This window comes from Flavobacterium collinsii (assembly GCF_946903285.1).
GTDB classification, from domain to species: Bacteria; Bacteroidota; Bacteroidia; order Flavobacteriales; family Flavobacteriaceae; genus Flavobacterium; species Flavobacterium collinsii.
The window spans coordinates 3927630-3947286 of the sequence record NZ_OX336425.1 but is presented as its reverse complement, the minus strand read 5'-3'; the positions used below and the strand labels follow the sequence as shown (position 1 = coordinate 3947286).

The window sequence follows — 19657 nt, the reverse complement described above, 5'->3', positions numbered from 1 at the left end:
ATTTTATAAAAGACACCATCATGAAAAAGATATTTTTATTATTATCCACTATAGGTCTGTTGACTATTACAAGTTGTAGTGATTATCTGGAGCAACAATCTCCAGACCAACTTACCTCAGATAATTTCTGGAGAAATAAGACTGATGCAGAATCAGCTTTGGCAGCAACGTACGGACAGCTTGAATGCGCCACTAACCGATGGTCTTTCGCCGAGATAAAATGGCCGGTAGAAGCATATCGTGAAGATATAAACGAACTGGGGAGTGATGCTTTAAATTACCAAAATTGGGTAGAACTTTCGACTTTTACTTATACCAATGGAAACAGCCAGTTTACCAGCTATTGGGGAATTAATTACAGAGGAATCAGTAATGCCAATCAGGTTATTGATAAATTACCACAGGTTCCGGCTTCTAAATTAACAGATGGGGATCGCAAACAAATTGAAGCTGAAGCTCGTTTTTTACGTGCCTATTACCACATGAAATTGCTTTTAAACTGGGACAAAATTTATGTTAGAGATAAATATGTAACCAAAGAAAGTGATCTGAATATTCCTCTTTCTACACGTGCAGAAGCTTGGGATTTTATCACAAAAGAATTTAAAGCGGTTGCAGATGTGTTGCCTGCAAAACAATCTACAGACAAAACAGGTCGCGCAACAAGTGGTGCAGCGAATAGTTACCTTGGTTTTGCATATTTAACCAGAGCTTACGAAGAAACAGCTCAAAAACAAAGTTTCTTAACCGAAGCACTTACTGCATTGAATAAAGTACAGGGGTATGAGTTAGTTAAAGACTATGTTTCCATGTTTGATGGAACGACAAAAAATAGTAAAGAGTCTATTTTTGAATTGCAATTTTCAGAAACTAGTGCCAATGGAGCTTTTTATCGTAATGCTCTTCACTATTGGATGGCAGCCGGAGAACTAGGAGGATGGGATGAAATTCTTCCAAGTGCGATGCTGATAAATGAATTCAAAAAAGAAGGAAAAATTGCTACTACAGGAAATTATGATACCCGTTTGTACAGCACAATTTTCTTTAAAGACCCTTATTTCAATGATGCGAATAATCCAATGGTATTAGGCGCTACTTATGATGAAAGATTTGAAGGTAAAGACAAACCAGTCTATCGCAGGTACATACCAAATACTCAGGAAAAAATGGATCAGGAGTTTACAGCGATCAACATTCCTTTAATGAGATATGCAAATGTATTGTTGATGCAAGCTGAGGTATTGAATGAGTTGGGACGCACGGGAGAAGCTATTCCATACATCAACAAAGTTCGTGAAAGAGCTGATATGCCAGCGATGACGGGAACTACTACAGCAGCTGTTAAAGCTCAGATCGAACATGAAAGAATTATAGAGTTTCCGTTAGAAAACTATCGTTTTTATGACTTACGTCGTTGGGGAAAAACTAAAGCAGCACTTGATGCAGTGGGGCGTACCGGTTTTGATACCGCAAAAAATAGCTTTTACCCAATTCCATTAACAGAAACACAAGCAAATTAACGATTTAACAAAAAGAAATCAATTCCTAAAAGTTGATTTTCAATAAAGATTTTAATCCTGCAAGGTCTTTTTCAGACCTTGTAGGTTTAATTTTTATATCCAGAAACCTCACATATTAAAAAGATTGAAAGATTGAAAGATTGAAAGATAAAAAAGATTAAAAAAAATCCACTAAATCTAACGCATAGCACTTAAGTTAAAGAAAGATTTATTACATTATCTAACTAAAAAACACACCAAAAAAAACAAAATAACATGAACAAAAAGGAAATACTTTTTATTCTTGCGTCCTTTTTTATAGTACAATCCGGTTGGACACAAAAGAGCTATCCAAACTTAGAATCGGGCAAAAACAGTCTGAACTATAAAGGAAACCCAATCAATGCCACAGACCGAAAATCACTGGCATTCTCAGACAAAGGGGCATGGTTCGCATTTGGATTTTTAGAGCCCTCAGCAGTTCAGGGGGGATTCTCGGGACCATTTTTAATGACAGAACAAAACGGTGTTTGGTTAAGTCCTTCGTTTGTTTCGTTGCAGCTTCAGGATGAAAACAAAAAAGAGGTTATCCAGTGGAAAAATGCTTTGGTTAGTCAAAACAGCTACAACAGCCATCTGGAGCAAGAGTTTAAAAATGATAAACTAACGGTAAAACAGCAGTTGGTTTATTTATCGGGACATTCAGCTTTACAAAAAACAAGCATTACCAATACATCAGGAAAAGCGATAACACTTTTTCCTTCGTACAGTTCGACACTTTTTTTAAATGATTTACAATTGTCTAAAGAAGGCAAAATGTTAAAAATTGTTTCTACAAAAAGTACTGCAACAGGTTATATTCAGTTTTTGAATAGTACTCCCGAAATTGAGATCACCAAAGAGGGGTACAATACCCAAACAGAGAAACTGGTATTAAAACCAAATGAAACCAAAGAAATAGTCGTTTCACAAACCTTTATTTTTCCGCAATACTCCTGGAAAAGTGAGAACGAAAACATTGCCAAAACAGTATTTACTACACTGCTGAACAACACACAAAAAGAAAAAGAAAATCAATTAACGCAATTAATTACCAGAAAGAAAAATATTTACAAAGACGTCGTTTACTCAGATCTGGTAGCTAAACTGGCATTGACTTTACAAAACAATACGCGAATTGCGGCCGAAGGTTTAAAACACGGAGGTCTCTTTCCTAGTTACAATTACGAGTGGTTTCATGGTTTTTGGGCGTGGGACAGCTGGAAACATGCGGTTGCAGTAGCCAATTACAATCCAGAACTGGCGAAAGATCAAATGCGCGCTTTGTTTGATTATCAGGAACCGAATGGGTTTATTCCGGATTGTATTTACAGAAACAATTTTCTTGAAGAAAACAACTACCGAAACACCAAAGCACCGCTTGCGGCTTGGGCAATCTGGAAAATTTATGAAAAAACAAAAGATGTTAATTTTATAAAAGAGTTCTATCCGAAGTTAAAGTTATACCACAACTGGTGGTACAAAGACAGAGACCACGATCAGGACGGTTTATGCGAATTTGGCTCTACCGACGGAACTGTGATTGCAGCAAAATGGGAAAGCGGAATGGACAATGCCGTTCGTTTTGATGATAGCAAAATCCTTAAAAATGGAGAGAAAGCATATTCCTTAGATCAGGAAAGTGTTGATTTAAACTCTTTTTTATATGCCGAAAAGAACTATCTGCAGAAGATGGCAGAAGTTTTAAAACTAACAGAAGAAGCAAAGAAATGGAAAGAAGAAAGTACTGCTTTGAAAGTTAAAATTCAAAATCAGTTTTGGGATGCTGCGACGGGTTGGTTTTACGACACGACCATCGACGGTAAAACACTGGTAAAAGCAATGGGTTGTGAAGGATACTTGCCTATTTGGGCAGAAGTCGCTACCGCGGAGCAAGTTCAGTTGGCGAAAAAGAATATGATGGATACCGCCAGCTTGAACACCTTTGTTCCGTTGCCGACACTGGCAGCCAATCATCCGAAGTTTAAACCAAATAATGGGTACTGGAGAGGACCGGTTTGGCTTGATCAAAGTTATTTTGGGATAAACGGACTGGAAAAATACGGATACACAAAGGAAGCAAACGAACTGGCCCACAAACTGATTTATAACGCAGAAGGAGTTTTGGACAAAGGAACTTCTATCAGAGAGAATTATCAGCCAATTACAGGAAAAGGACTAGAAGCTTACAATTTTAGCTGGTCGGCTTCCCATTATTTAATGCTTCTTTTAGAAGATAAATAGTTAAATAAGCTGTTGTGTATAAAATTTTAACACATAGAGACATAGATTATATAGGCACAAAAAAGACGTTTCAGTTAGCATTAATGTACAGAGCTACGTGTGAAGAAATGTGTTTCTTATTGTATTCTCTTTTTCAAGAAAAAATCTATGTCTCTATGTGTTTAATTAAACTTTTATAAATTACCAACAGCGAGTTAAGAATAACTATCTAAATTTGATTAACACAACAACAGTACAAAGTATGTTCAACCAAAAAATAGCATTCACAAAAATAGTAGCAACAGGGCTACTTATTGCAAATAGCCATTCGGCACCTGTTTTTGCTCAAACAAAAAAAACTACAGCTACAGAAAAAAAAGATCCACAGCGTTTTTTCTCAAAGCCTGATTTAATGCAGATCGGGGTTTATTATTATCCGGAGCAATGGCCAAGAGAGCAATGGGAACGTGATTTAAAAAACATTAAAAAACTAGGATTCGAGTTTACGCATTTTGCAGAATTTGCCTGGACATATATGGAACCTGAAGAAGGAAAGTACGATTTCAAATGGCTCGATGATGCTCTTGCAATCGCAGAGAAAGAAGGTTTAAAAGTTATTCTTTGTACACCAACACCAACTCCGCCGGCATGGATGGGGGAAAAATACCCTGAGATTTATCTGGTCGATGCAAGCGGACGTCGCAGAGAACATGGTAACAGGGCCAATCAATCGGTATCAAATGAAAAATACAGGGCCTTTGTAGAGAAAATGGTTACTGAACTTGGAAAGAGATATGGGAAAAATAAAAACATTATGGGCTGGCAAGTGGATAACGAGCCGGGAGCTCCGGACGATTTTAGTCCTTCTGCTCAAAAAGGATTTCAGAAATGGTTGAAAGCCAAATATGGTACGATTGAGAAGTTAAATGCCGAATGGCTGGGAAGTTTTTGGAGCATTCGCTATAACAATTTCGAACAAATTGCGATTCCAAATGCCGAAATCTATTTTGAAGATAAACTAAGTCCGCATGCTATATTAGATTTCAAGAGATTTACAGCAGATTCTCAAGCGGAATATTTGAATTTACAGGCCGAAACACTTCGGAAATATGTTGATCCAAAACAATGGATTACAACCAATTACACCAATGTAGTGTATGGAGCGGATCCAAGAAGAACTGATAAAATGGATTTTGCTACCTATACCATGTATCCGGTAAGCGGAAGAAACCAATTGGGTGGTCAGAACTTTAGAATGGGACATCCAAACAAAATATCAGAAGCCAATGATTATTACAGATCCATAAACGGGGTTACCGGTGTTATGGAAATGCAGCCAGGACAGGTAAATTGGGCAAGTATCAACCCGCAATTGCTTCCGGGAACCGTTCATATGTGGATCTCGCAAGCTTTCGGAGGAGGTTGCTCGTTTACTTGTACGTACAGATACAGACATCCGCTAGGAAGCAGCGAAATGTATCATGATGGAATTGTAGGTACGGATGGTGTAACCCTGACAACAGGTGGAAAAGAGTTTGTACAATCTATCGAAGACATGAAACTGCTTCGAAAAGAATACAATCCAAAAGCAGTACTTCCAGCGGATCTTGCCAAAAGAAAAACAGGTTTTTTATGGAGTCATGAGAATCTTTGGGATTTGGAAAACCAAAAACAAACGGAATTCTGGAGCACGTGGAGACACAGAAATACCTATACATCTGCCGTAAAATCGACTGCTGCGCCAATGGATTTTATCACTGAAGAAGACGATTTCTCTACTTATCCTTTTATTGTAGCTCCTGCTTACCAGCTTATCGATCAGAAATTGGTAGATAAATGGACTAAATATGTAGAAAATGGAGGGAATTTGATTCTGTCCTGCCGAACTGGTCAGAAAGATAAAAACGGACATTTCTTTGAAGCCAAATGGAGTGCACCGATCGTTCCGCTAATTGGTGCCGATGTGGATTTTTTTGACATGCTTGTAGCAGATGTAAACGGAACTATAAATGCCGGAAGCAGTACTTATAAATGGAATACCTGGGCAGATGTTTTAGAACCGAAACCGGGAACAGAGGTTCTGGCTACTTATGCCGATCAGTTTTACAAAGGAAAAGCCGCAGCAATTACCAGAAAATTAGGTAAAGGAACTGTTACTTATATAGGAGCAGAAAGTAAAGACGGAGATTTGGAAAGACAAGTGGTAAGATCGGTTTACGAACGTGCCAAAGTAACGATTGATGATTTGCCAAAAGGTGTATTTGTAGAATGGAGAGACGGTTTTTATACAGGTGTAAATTATACCAATGAGGCCATACAGTTACCAATTCCTCAGGGAAGCAAAATTTTGGTAGGACAAAACCCTTTACAACCGGCTCAGGCTATTATTTGGAAATAAAAGTTAGACACGAATTTCACGAATGAGCACGAATTTTTTAAATAGTATGCGGATAATAAGTCATGAATTCGTGGCAAAAAAAGGCTTAACAAGAACAACGCAAATAAGTAAAATATAATTCGTGCTCATTTGTGGAATTCGTGGCTAAAAAAATAATCCATTGCATCCGGCTCAGGCGATTATCTGGAAAAAAAAGGTTCGCCACGAATTTCACAAATGAGCACGAATTTTTTAAATAGTATGCACATAATAATTCGTGAATTTGTGGCAAAAAGACGCTTAACAAGACAACGCAAGTAAGTAAAATATAATTCGTGGCTAAAAAAATAATCCATTGCATTCGGCTCAGGCGATTATCTGGAAAAAAGGTTCGCCACGAATTTCACGAATGAGCACGAATTTTTTAAATAGTATGCGGATAATAAGTCATGATTTTGCGGCAAAAAAACGCTTAACAAGACAACGCAAGTAAGTAAGATATAATTCGCGTTAATTTGTGAAATTCGTGGCAAAAGAATCACTTTACCAGATTACGCAAACAATGTAATATAATTCGTGGCTAAAAAAAATAAACAAAAACAATTTAATATAGTAACAATGATTTTTTCAGAAGCAACTATTCAGGATTTAGTAAAAGAACATTACGGATTAATCGTTACCGTAAAAGCATTAAATGGATATGACGAACTGAACTTTCTTTTATCGAATGAGAAGAATGAAAAGTACATTCTAAAAGTATCAAACGAAAGTCATCCGTTTCCTTTTTTAGAAGCGCAGATTAATATTATCCAACATCTTAAAAAGAGTAGTATTTCAAATTGTTTTCAGCATTTCAGCATCAACAAACACGGGGAGGAGCTGACCAAAATCGTTAGTAATTCGCATACCTATTATATCAGAATCTTAAACTTTTTAGAGGGAGTTTTTTGGGTTGATGAGAGCGCCAAAACAAGTGAATTGCAATATGATTTGGGAAGTTTTTTAGGTAAGATGGATCATGCCTTACAGGATTTCTCACATCCCGCCATGCACCGTAATTACACCTGGGATATAAGTCATGCGAGTGAAGCCGGAGATAATTTAAAGCACATATTAAATCACGAAAAAAGACGTATTGCAGGTTATTTTCTGCTACAGTTTGATACTGAAGTTTTACCTCAGCTACATCGCCTGCGTCATGCTTACATACATAACGATGCCAACGATTATAATGTATTGGTGCAGGACAATCGTGTTAGCGGATTAATTGATTTTGGCGATATGGTGTATACGGCTTTAATCAACAATCTGGCTATCGCCTGTACGTATGCTATGCTGGACGAAGAAGATCCTTTGGCAGTTGCGGCATCGTTAGTAGCGGGATATCATAAATCGTATGCATTAACTGAACAGGAAGTCGATTTGTTGTATTATCTGATTGCAGGAAGACTTTGCATCAGTGTAACACAATCGGCTTATAATGCTTCATTAGACAGCAATAACGAACACCATTTTATTACCGAAAAACCGGCTTGGGATCTGTTGTTTAAATTGATTCAGATTAACCCAATCAAGGCGCAGGATGCTTTTAGAAAAGCCTGTGGTTTTGATGGAGTAATTACTACCGATGATTACAGTGATTTACTGAAAGTTCGTAAAAGTAAAATTGGACGAAATCTAAGCATTGGGTATCAGGATAAATTAAAAATAGTAAAAGGAGCTCTGCAATATCTATACGATGATAAAGGAAGAACCTTTGTGGATTGTGTTAATAACCCTTCACATGTTGGACATTGTCATCCTGTAGTCGTTCGAAAAATGCAAAAACAAATCGCTACTTTAAATACCAATACCCGATATTTAAATGACGCTATAACAGCTTATGCCGAAAAACTAACAGCAACATTACCTTCTAAACTGAGCGTTTGTTACTTTGTTAATTCGGGTAGTGAGGCAAATGATTTGGCGATTCGTATGAGCCGTCATTTCACCAAACAAAAAGACATTATTGTATTGGATCATGCGTATCACGGAACGTCTACTGTGGCGATGGAAATGAGCCCCTACAAATTTGATAGTAAAGGCGGGTTTGGTCAGATGTCCTGGATACACAAAGCAATTAATCCCGATTTATACCGCGGACCTTACAAATATGGTGACACTACAGCAGGAGAAAAATATGCAGCCGATGTACAACGAATTATCGAAGAATTAAAAAAAGAAGACAAAGCTCCGGCTGTATTCATTTGTGAAACCTTATTAGGAGTTGGTGGTCAGATTCCGTTACCGGAAAATTATCTAAAAACAGTTTATGACTATGTCAGAGCTGCGGGAGGAGTTTGTATTGCCGATGAAGTTCAGGTTGGATTTGGAAGAATAGGAGATCACTTTTGGGGCTTTGAACTTCAAGATGTAGTTCCGGACATAGTAGTTTTAGGAAAACCAATTGGTAACGGACATCCGTTAGCCGCCGTGATTGTAACTGAAGAAATTGCTGATGCTTTCAATAATGGTATGGAGTACTTTAACACTTTTGGTGGTAATCCCGTATCTATGACCACAGGTTTGGCGGTACTGGATGTAATTCAGGAAGAAGAAATGCAGCAACATGCTTTGGAAACAGGGAATCATTTAATGAAAGGTTTAAGGGATTTAATGGCCAAGTACCCAATTATTAGTGATGTGCGTGGACATGGATTGTTTATTGGTGCCGAAATGGTAAAAGATAAAATCACTATGGAGCCCGCTGTTCCTGAAATTGATATTGTAGTAGAAAAAATGAAAGCTCAAGGCTATTTATTAAGTACAGATGGACCTTTACACAATGTTTTGAAAATAAAACCACCCATGACATTCAACAAACAGAATGCTGATGAAATGGTGAAATTCTTAGATATCGCTTTAAGCGAATTGTAGGTACCTAATAACACATAATATTGTCATTTCGAGGAACGAGAAATCTTCACGTCAATATTCTACAAAGATTGAAATACTTTGTCGAGTTACTTGCGAAGATTTCTCGTTCCTCGAAATGACAAACTCCAATTAATAAAAGAATAAAAATGAATAACAATAATGTCTTTTCCGATAGTTCTGTTCCTTTAGAACAGTTGGAAAAACAAGTAGAAGGTAAATTATTCTACGATCATACCATGCGCTTGCTTTATGCGACTGATGCCAGTGCTTATAAAGAAATGCCTTTGGCCGTTGCAATTCCCAAAACAAAGGAAGACATCCAAAAAATCATTGCTTTTGCGAGAGAACACAAAAGTAGTGTCATTCCTCGTGCTGCCGGAACATCGCTTGCGGGACAGGTAGTGGGTAACGGAATTATTGTTGACATTTCACAGGAGTTTACCAAAATTATATCGGTTGATCAGGAGGAGAAAACTGCCTGGGTAGAGCCGGGTGTCATTCGTGATGAGCTTAATCTTTATTTGAAACCGTACAAGCTGTTCTTCGGGCCGGAAACTTCGACCAGTAATCGCTGTATGATTGGTGGAATGGTAGGAAACAATGCCTGTGGTGCAAGATCGGTGATTTACGGATCGACACGCGAACATTTACTCGAAATTAAAGGTTTTTTGGCCGATGGTCACGAAGTTACTTTTGGCGCTTTGACGAATGCCGAATTTGAAGATAAATGTAACGGAATTAATGTAGTAAGCCCTTTAGAACAGGCTATTTATGTTCAGGCAAAAGAGATATTATCATCAAAATCAAATAGGATTTTATTTGAAGATAACTTTCCAAAAAAATCCATTCCCAGAAGAAACACAGGTTATGCTTTAGATTTACTGGCAGATACAATGCCGTTTACAGATTCGGAAGAGAAATTTAATTTCTGTAAGTTAATTGCTGGGTCAGAGGGTACTTTATTCTTTTCGACAGCTATAAAACTGAATCTGGTTGAGGCGCTAAAACCGTATTCGGCTTTGGTTTGTGTGCATTTTGAAAGAATTAATGAATCCCTTAAAGCCAATATCGAAGCTTTAAAATTCAATCCTGATAGTGTAGAGCTAATCGACCATTATATTCTGGAATGTACCAAAGAAAATATCGAACAAAGTAAGAATCGTTTTTTTGTAAAAGGAGATCCTCAGGCTATTTTAGCGGTTGAATTCTTAAGGGATTCTCCCGAAGAAATCGACAGTATAGCCAAAGAAATGGAAACCTTGATGCGGTCTAAAAATCTTGGTTATCATTTCCCGATAGTTTATGGTGACGATACCAATAAAGTCTGGGCTTTGCGAAAAGCTGGATTGGGTTTATTGTCTAATATTCCCGGTGATGCCAAAGCTGTTGCGGTGATTGAAGATACGGCAGTAGATGTAAATGATCTACCTGATTTTATCGAAGACTTTAATGCGATCTTAAAAAAGCGAAATCTAAACTGTGTACATTATGCACATGCAGCAACAGGTGAATTGCACCTGCGTCCGATTATTGATTTAAAAACCAAAGAAGGGACTGCCATTTTCAGGACCATTGCAACTGATATTGCCCATTTAGTAAAAAAATATAAAGGTTCCTTAAGCGGTGAGCACGGTGATGGAAGACTTAGAGGCGAATTTATTCCGTTGATGTTAGGGGAGGAGATTTACCAATTGTTTCTCCAGATTAAACAAGTTTGGGACCCGTGGGGCGTTTTTAATCCGGGGAAAATTGTCAATACACCACCAATGGATACCAGTTTGAGGTATACTCCCGGACAGGACACTCCTATGCCGGAAACCTATTTTGATTTCTCAGAACATAACGGAATTTTACGCGCAGCCGAGATGTGCAACGGATCGGGAGACTGCAGAAAAACCGAAAAAAGCGGTGGTACCATGTGTCCGAGTTATATGGCCACGCGGGATGAAAAACATACGACACGTGCAAGAGCAAACATGTTAAGAGAAACCATAACTAACTCGACAAAAGCAAATAGGTTTGATGACGAAAACCTTCTTGAAGTACTCGATTTGTGCTTAAGCTGTAAAGGTTGTAAATCGGAATGTCCTTCAAATGTTGACATGGCAAAACTAAAAGCCGAAACATTACAGCAATATCACGATAAGAATGGAGTGAAATTCCGTTCCAGACTTATTGGGAACACCCCCAAAATTAACCAATGGTTTGCTACGATGCCGTGGGTTTACAACTTATCGGCCAAAGGAGCTTTTGGAAATGTGATTAAGAAAGTAACTGGTTTTGCCACAGAGCGCAAACTTCCTCTCATGCATAAAATTACTTTTGCCAAATGGATGAAAGAATACATTCAGGAAGGAGACTTTGTAAACGGTAAAGTCTATTTGTACAATGATGAGTTTCTGAACTTTTATGATGTTGAAATAGGGCAGACCGCCATTAAACTACTGAATCGTTTAGGATATCAGGTTGGTATTTCAAAAATGGGTATCAGCGGTAGAACTTATCTCTCGAAAGGAATGTTGAAAGAAGCACGCGAAATTGCGGAAAATAACATCAGAAACTTTGAGTTTTCTATTCCCGACAATGGTATTTTGATCGGAATAGAACCGTCGGCAATACTAACTTTTCGAGATGAATATCCTGATTTATGTCGTGGAGAATTAAAAACCAAAGCAAAAACATTTGCCGCAAGAACTTTTCTGATTGAGGAATTTTTAGCCAAAGAACTGGAAGAAGGAAGAATCTCGTCAGATAGTTTTACGACGAAGTCAGAACGTGTACGCATGCATGGGCATTGTTTTCAAAAAGCATTATCTTCATTAGTGCCACTCAAAAAAATCCTCAGCTTGCCGGAGAATTATACGGTGTTGAACATTCCAAGTGGCTGTTGCGGTATGGCAGGATCTTTTGGATATGAAAAAGAGCACTACGAGTTATCGATGAAAATAGGAGAGCTGGTTTTGTTTCCAACAATCCGTTCTGAGGAAGAAGCTACTTTGATCTCTGCTTCAGGAACCAGCTGCAGACATCAGATTGCAGACGGTACAGGCCGAAAAGCGCAGCACCCGGTAGAGATATTGTTTAAAGCATTAAAATAGACTGAAACTGACGAGCTTTTTGTTTCTAAGAAGAGCGGGATATTTTTTCTATTGGAGGCAAATGTTTCTAACACATAGAAACATAGTTTAAAATGTATAAAGGCGTTTGACTGCAAATAAAAAGGCATAGTATTATGTGAATGAAATGTGTTTCTTTTTAATATTCTTTGTGGGATAAAAACGCTATGTTTTGGGGTGTTTAATATTATTTTTCATAGGTTGACGCGAACGAGTTTTGAATTTTTAGTAATAGATATAGATGGACTTTTTGGACGATTGTTTATAGTTTGTTAATAAATAATGACAGATGAATATTTTTTTAACAACTAGGCAAAAGAATAATAATTAAATTTGATAGTAGGCTAAAGGTTTATCAATTTAAAAACATCTACTATGGAAAAAGCTATAAAACTAAAAGTTCGCAAGGAATTAGATGGTCGCCAACAGTTGAATATCATTAAACTTAAAGGAAGTTTGATTTCTAAAGGATACACAGAAATCATACATATCCTGGATCAGGATGATGAATTTCACATCAACTCTTTTGAAACTCCATCTGAAAGTACTAATGAAGTTCAGGAGTTTATTACAGCTTTTATCCATAGAGAAAACCTAACTGATACCATATCGTTTTTCAAATAAGGTTTTTCACCAGTTATAAAATAAAACAAAGAGTCCCGTTTCGGTATAGAAACGGGGCTCTTTGTTTTAGAAAAGCTTGTCTAAGTTCTAAACTCGTACGAATTCACAAGGCAAAATGTGAGTTAGCAAGGATTTTGTATTCTTGCGCAAGAATATCTTGTGTTATTATATCGATCATATTCAATGTAGTCTCATTAAATAGGACTGTTTTTTATACTAAAACTGATGATTTGCTCTGAAAGTGCTTTAGCAAAAACATGGTGCTTTTGCAGTAAACAATAAATAATGCATAAAAATCAAAGAACCCCGTTTCGGTATAGAAACGGGGTTCTTTGATTTAGAAAAGCTTGTCTAAGTTCTAAACTCGTACGAATTCACAAGGCAAAATGTGAATTAGCAAGGATTTTGTATTCTTGCGCAAGAATATCTTGTGTTATTATACCGATCATATTCAATGTAGCCTCATTAAATAGGACTGTTTTTTATACTAAAACTGATGATTTGCTCTGAAAGAGCTTTAGCAAAAACATGGTGCTTTTGCAGTAAACGATAAATAATGCATAAAAATCAAAGAACCCCGTTTCGGTATAGAAACGGGGTTCTTTGTTTTAGAAAGCTTGTCTAAGTTCTAAACTCGTACGAATTCACAAGGCAAAATGTGAATTAGCAAGGGTTTTGTATTCTTGCGCAAGAATATCTTGTGTTATTATACCGATCATATTCAATGTAGTCTTATTAAATAGGACTATTTTTTATACTAAAACTGATGATTTGCTCTGAAAGAGCTTTAGCAAAAGCATCGTGCGCAGCACTATGAACGATGATGACAATTATGGGTTACGCCCTGAAAGGGCAAAAGCCTGATCACAAAGAAAAGCATTCAGTATATTTTGCGTAAGATTCTTTAAGAGTGGGAACGTTTTTTAATAGGGATTTGTTGGGGTGAAAATTGCTATTACCCTTTCAGGGCAATTCTATACCTTAATCTAGTTCATAGTGCTTTGCACTATACTACTGCTTTTCGGGCTTTCAGCCCTTTTCTCCCCAACATTTGTTCTTGATCTCTTGAAACTCAAAAAAGTTACATTCCACCTCCTAAAGCTTTATAAAGTAAAATCTGTGCGTTTGCATTTTTCAACTGAATGTCAACAAAATCGAGTTCGGCCTGTAGTTTGTTTTTTTGAGCACTGATGATTTCGAGATAATTGGCATATCCGCTAAGGTATAGATCATTTGAAACATCCACGGCAATTTCAAGATGCTCGATTTCTTTGGATTTGTACTTCAACACATCTTCAAAAGCTTCGGTTCGGTGCAGTAAAGCACTTAACTCATTATAGGCCGTTGTAATAGTATTTTGATACTGTAGAAAAGAAATTTCCTGTCTTCGATTAGCAGTAAAGAACTCCTGTTTAATTTGCCCTTTATTGAACACGGGAGCCGTAATTCCGCCAAGCAATTGCCAGGCAAATGAACCGCTATCAAAAAAAGTAGAAAACGAAAAAGAATTCATTCCCACATATCCGCCTAAATTTAAAGTAGGAAAAAAGGCGGCACGTGCAGATTTTGCGTCTGCGTTTGTAGCCAGTAATTCAAAGTACGCTTCAGAGACATCAGGTCTTTTGTGTATGATAGAGTCTACACTAATTTTTTGATTTAAAACTTTAAGATGACCGGATAAAAACTCAGTACTTCTTTCGACTTTTCCTCCATATTCTCCAAGCAGCGTAAGCAGTGCCTTCTCGGCCTGATTAATTTTTAGATTGAGCTGTTCTGCTTCTGCAAGTATATTATTGTTTTGTGCATGAAACTGCTGTACCGCAAGTTCTGTTGCTTTTCCAACAGATCGCTGTGCCGAAATAATATCCAATGCATGCTGCTGGGTATCCAGGTTTCTCTTATAAATGACAGCCTGTTTGTCTAAAGCTACCAACTCGTAATAAAGTTCAGCAATATCACTTAATAGTTTTGTTTTCAGTAATCGCATTCCTTGTTGTGAAGCAAAGTATCTTTGACGTGCCGCTTTTTTCCGGTTGCTTAGTTTACCCCATATATCGGCTTCCCAGGACACTTTTCCGCCTAGAAATAAGTTAGGAGTAGCGCCGGTTGCAATTCGCTGTCTTTCGGATATGTTTTGAGACAAATTGGTATCAAAGTTTCCAACACCTTCCATAGTGTACTTTCCGTAACGTGTTCCGGAAGCATCTGTCTGAAGATCAAAAGAAGGCAGTAAAGCAAGTTTGGCTACTTTCAAATGAGAGTTGGCGATTAAAATACGCTGCTCCATGACTAAATAATCCGGATTCTGAGCAACAGCTTTATCTAATAATTTTTCTAGTTTATCATCTTTGAAATAAGTTGCTGTTTGCAGCGGAACAAAAGTTGTTCCACTGTCAGCAGCTTTTTTTGAGGTAACATCAAAATTCTTCGGCAGGGGTTTAGCGGCCAGATTGTCGTTCACTTTTGGCGCAGAACAGGCAGTTAGCAGCAGCGTTCCGGTTGTCAGTATGAACGAGAACATCTTAAATTTATAGTTGAGATGAAGCGCTATTTTATATTGATTTAGTGATTTTTTCATTATTATATTTATTTTTTCAATGCTTTTTCAAATTTGGCAAACAGGATATAAAGTCCCGGAATGATTACTAGTCCGAACACCGTTCCTATAAGCATTCCTCCAGCGGCGGCAGTACCTATCGAACGGTTACCAATAGCACCGGCACCCGAGGCAATACACAAAGGAATTAACCCTGAAATAAAAGCAAACGAAGTCATTAAAATAGGTCTGAAACGTAATCGGGCTCCTTCGATTGCAGCCTCGGTAATATCACGTCCAATTTTGTTCTGTGCCATCGCAAACTCTACGATCAGAATGGCATTTTTAGCGAGTAATCCAATAAGCATGACGAGTGCCACCTGAGCATAAATGTTATTGTCCAGTCCAACCATTAACAAGGCGAGGTACGAACCAAAAACACCTACCGGTAGACTTAAAAGCACCGGAAAAGGGAGCAGTAAACTTTCGTATTGAGCAGCAAGAAGCAAATAGACAAACAGTATGCACAATGCAAAAATGTAAATAGTTTGATTTCCGGACAGAATTTCTTCGCGCGTCATACCCGACCATTCCAATTCAAACCTGCTTGGCAGTTTTTCGGCTGCAATTTTCTCTACGGCTGCGATTGCTTCTCCTGAGCTATATCCTTCACCAGGCTCTCCGTTGATCATAGCCGACATGTACATGTTGTAACGCGTTAGCACTTCAGGACCATAAACACGTTCCAGTTTGATAAAGGTGGAGAACGGAACCATTTCTCCGGCATCATTCTTAAGGTACATATCCAGAATACTTTCGGGATTTTTTCTGAACTGCGGACTGGCCTGAACCATTACTTTATACATTTGGGAGAAACGTATAAAATTGGTTGCATAAAAAGAACCCAACATCGTTTGCAGCGTAGACATGGCATTGTCTACAGAGATCCCTTTTTTGGCAGCAAGATCATAATCGATATGGATTAAATACTGAGGAAAAGTAGCATCAAAACTACTAAAAGAGTTTTGTACTTCGGGTGCCGCATTTAGTTCCTTAATGAAGTTTTTGGTGACAGCATCCGTGTTGGTGATTGTTCCTCCGGATTTGTCGAGTAATCGAAGTTCAAATCCGCTTGTATTTCCGAAACCGGGAACGGTTGGCGGTGCAAAAATCTCAATCTGTGCATCAGAAATGTTTTTTGTTTTCTCTCCCAGTTTGGTGATGAATTCATTTACCGAGATGTCACGATCGCTCCAGTCTTTCAGATTGATCATTCCCATACCATAAGAAGCTCCCGCAATTTCGGTTACAATACTGTATCCGGCAAGCGTCGTCACATTGTCTACGCCTTTAATTTCTTTGGCCAGACGGGTTACTTCATCCAGCACTTTTTCGGTACGTTCTACTGTGGCTCCCTGAGGAGTAGTCACACTTACATAAACCATTCCTTGATCTTCTGAAGGGATAAATCCACCCGGAACAAATTTACTGGTTCCCCAGGTGAGTAAACAGAATAAAACTAATAGACCGGCAGTAACAGTAGTGCGATCCGCAAATTTTGCCAATATTCTGATATAACCGGCCGTAACCTTATCAAACCATGTATTAAAACTGTTGAAAAAACGATTGATCAAAGAATTCTTTTTCTCCTCCGGATTATGTGGTTTTAATAAAATAGCACAAAGGGCAGGGGTTAGGGTAAGGGCATTGATTCCTGAAATTACAATACTGATAGCCATCGTTAAAGAGAATTGTCTGTAGAAAACTCCAACGGGACCACTTAGGAATGCAACCGGAATAAACACGGCACTCATTACGATGGTAATGGCAATAACAGCTCCGGTAATTTCTTTCATGGCACTAATCGTAGCCGGAAGTGGTGCCATATGCTCTTCGGAGATTTTAACGTGAACGGCTTCGACGACTACAATGGCATTGTCGACTACAATTCCTATCGATAATACAAGGGCAAACAATGTAAGAAGGTTGATCGAAAAGCCCATCATCGACATGAAGGCAAATGAACCAATAAGGGCTACAGGTACCGCCAAAACAGGTATTAAGGTAGAACGCCAGTCCTGAAGGAAGATAAACACAACAAAGGCAACCAGAATAAAGGCCTCGATAAGTGTTTTTAGAACTTCATCGATCGAAGCGTCAAGAAAACGTGATACATCGTAGGCAATGTTGTAATCCATTCCTGGAGGGAAGGACGTTTTTTGAAGTTCGGCCATTTTTTCTTTTACGCTGGCAATTACTTCAGAAGCATTTGAACCCGGTCGTTGTTTTAACATGATCGAAGCTGAAGGTTTACCGTCGGTTTTAGAAACCATTCCGTAACTCATCGATCCAAATTCGATTTTAGAGATGTCCTTTAATCTTAGGATCGTTCCGTCTGAATTTGCCCGAAGCGGAATTTCTTCGTACTGTTTGGGTTCGTAGAATTTCCCTCCGTATTTGATAACATACTGAAGCTGATTGTCGAGTTGTCCTGAACCTTCACCCACTTTACCCGGAGCTGCCGATATATTTTGTTTTTGAAGGGAAGTAATCACTTCATTTGCCGAAATAGCATACGAAAGCATTTTTTGAGGATCAAGCCAAACCCTCATGGAATACTCTTTCTGTCCCATGATTTCAGCACGTCCAACACCATCAATCCTTTTCAGTTCCTGAAGAATATTGATATCGGTGAAGTTGAAAATAAACTGTTCGTCCTGCGTTTTATCTGTACTGGTAATGTTCAGATACATCAGCATACTGTTTACTTCTTTTTCGGTGGTTACTCCGGCACGAATTACCTCTTCGGGTAATTCATCCAATATAGTTGTAACACGGTTTTGGACGTTTACAGCCGCAAGATCCGGATCGGTTCCTACTTCAAAAAAGACCTGTATCAGTGTGAGACCGTCATTGGAAGTAACAGTCGACATGTAGGTCATTCCGGGAACTCCGTTAATGGCACGTTCTAAAGGCAGTGCGACGGCATTGGCTGAAACTTCGGCATTGGCCCCCGTATATTTAGCCGTTACCGTTACAGATGGCGGAACAATGTCAGGAAATTGTGTGATAGGCAGCTGAAACAAGGCCAGTATACCCAGGAGTACTATCATAACCGATATGATTAACGACAGTATTTTTCTTTTGATAAATAACTCTATCATTTTATGTTTTTTTTGATACTAATTAGAAACTATAAGCTTACGTTTTGTACGTCTTTGATGTTGATCTTGTCACCGTCCCGCAACGACTGCGTGCCTTCTTCTACAATCAGGTCATTGCTTTTCAGTCCTTTGTTCAGGATAAAAACATCGTCGAGCGTACTGCTAATCGTAATGTTGGTCATTTTTACAATTCCTTCTTTATTTACAAGAAATACAAACTGTTTGTCCTGTATAGAGAAAACGGCTTTTTGTGGAATTAATATCACATTTTTTTTAGGTTCCGAAATGATCAGTTTTCCGGATGTTCCGTGTTTGATGAAACCTTGCGGATTGTGAAATTTAGCTTTGTATTGAATAGAACCCGTTTGGCGGTCGATTTCACCGTCGGCAGTTCTTAATTCGCCTTTTTGGTTGTAAACGGCACCGTTGGGTAAAACCAGTTTAATATCACCGCCGGCTTTGTTTAAACTTTTGTCGGCCATCATTTGAAAATAAATGTTTTCCGGAATGGAGAAATAAGCGTAAACGTCATCCAATTGCGAAACCGTTGTCAGCAGAGAACCATTTTCTACAAGGCTTCCTTCTTTGAATGGAATACGGTCGATTGTTCCGTCAAAAGGAGCTCTGATGGTAGTGAAACTAATTTGCTGGTTGATTGCTTTTCGTTCCGCTACAGCATGCGCAACTTTAGCGGAAGCGGCTTCGTGTTTGGCTTTAGAAAGTTCCAGTTCCTTATCGGCGATGACTTTTTTATTGAAAAGTGTTTGTGCCTGCTCCAGTTCAACTGTTGCAATTCGGAGATCTGCCAAGGTACTTTTGTACACGGCCTGGGCTTTCAGCAATTGTATTTGCAGTTCGACATCACTGATTTTAAACAACAATTGACCTTTTTGCACCTTTTGTCCTTCACTCACAAAAACTTTGTCCAGTAATCCGGGGATGCGAACATGTATTTCTACATTATTTTTGGCGTGCACGTCAGCGACAAACCGGTTGGAAACAATGGTGTCCTGCAGCGTAACCTTGTAAACAGGCAGCGTTTTAATTTTTGAAACATCTTTTTTGGTTTTATCCCCACAAGAGGTCAGGAATAAAACAGATAAAACAATTAACAAGAATTGATTTTTTGTAGTGTTCATAATGAATTTTTAAAAAGGGTATAT

At 38.3% G+C, this 19657-nt stretch carries 9 protein-coding genes; 6 read left to right on the top strand and 3 right to left on the bottom strand.

The genetic code is table 11. The features are described from left to right. The first annotated feature begins 20 nt into the window (after window positions 1–20). The 6 genes from OGZ34_RS16275 (at window position 21) to OGZ34_RS16250 (ending at window position 12794) form a co-directional block, all read left to right on the top strand. Window positions 21–1520 (top strand): RagB/SusD family nutrient uptake outer membrane protein, encoded by a 1500-nt coding sequence (locus OGZ34_RS16275; protein WP_173966223.1) that lies wholly within the window; start codon window positions 21–23, stop codon window positions 1518–1520. A gap of 255 nt (window positions 1521–1775) precedes the next feature. Then, window positions 1776–3782: an MGH1-like glycoside hydrolase domain-containing protein gene (locus tag OGZ34_RS16270; RefSeq protein ID WP_173966224.1), complete on the top strand. Its 2007-nt coding sequence runs from the start codon at window positions 1776–1778 to the stop codon at window positions 3780–3782. 241 nt (window positions 3783–4023) lie between these two features. Beyond that, window positions 4024–6159, top strand: a complete 2136-nt coding sequence (locus OGZ34_RS16265; RefSeq protein ID WP_263360921.1) for a beta-galactosidase — start codon at window positions 4024–4026, stop codon at window positions 6157–6159. 597 nt (window positions 6160–6756) lie between these two features. Next, complete coding sequence (locus OGZ34_RS16260; RefSeq protein ID WP_263360920.1) at window positions 6757–9054, top strand: aminotransferase class III-fold pyridoxal phosphate-dependent enzyme; 2298 nt, start codon at window positions 6757–6759, stop codon at window positions 9052–9054. Window positions 9055–9200: 146 nt separating this feature from the next. Beyond that, window positions 9201–12152 (top strand): FAD-binding and (Fe-S)-binding domain-containing protein, encoded by a 2952-nt coding sequence (locus tag OGZ34_RS16255; protein ID WP_263360919.1) that lies wholly within the window; start codon window positions 9201–9203, stop codon window positions 12150–12152. Window positions 12153–12545: 393 nt separating this feature from the next. Beyond that, window positions 12546–12794, top strand: coding sequence for a hypothetical protein (locus OGZ34_RS16250; protein ID WP_173966228.1), 249 nt, complete (start codon window positions 12546–12548; stop codon window positions 12792–12794). Between the two features lie 1081 nt (window positions 12795–13875). Here the strand turns inward: OGZ34_RS16250 and OGZ34_RS16245 are convergent. From OGZ34_RS16245 to OGZ34_RS16235, 3 genes are read right to left on the bottom strand one after another with little or no spacing between them, the layout of a single operon-like run. Then, a complete protein-coding gene (locus tag OGZ34_RS16245; protein ID WP_263360918.1) occupies window positions 13876–15372 on the bottom strand; it encodes a TolC family protein in 1497 nt (498 codons plus the stop codon). A gap of 8 nt (window positions 15373–15380) precedes the next feature. After that, entirely contained in the window at window positions 15381–18494 is a 3114-nt protein-coding gene (locus OGZ34_RS16240) for an efflux RND transporter permease subunit (RefSeq protein ID WP_173966230.1), read from the bottom strand. Window positions 18495–18523: 29 nt separating this feature from the next. Then, window positions 18524–19633, bottom strand: a complete 1110-nt coding sequence (locus OGZ34_RS16235) for an efflux RND transporter periplasmic adaptor subunit (RefSeq protein ID WP_173966231.1) — start codon at window positions 19631–19633, stop codon at window positions 18524–18526. Window positions 19634–19657: the final 24 nt, after the last annotated feature.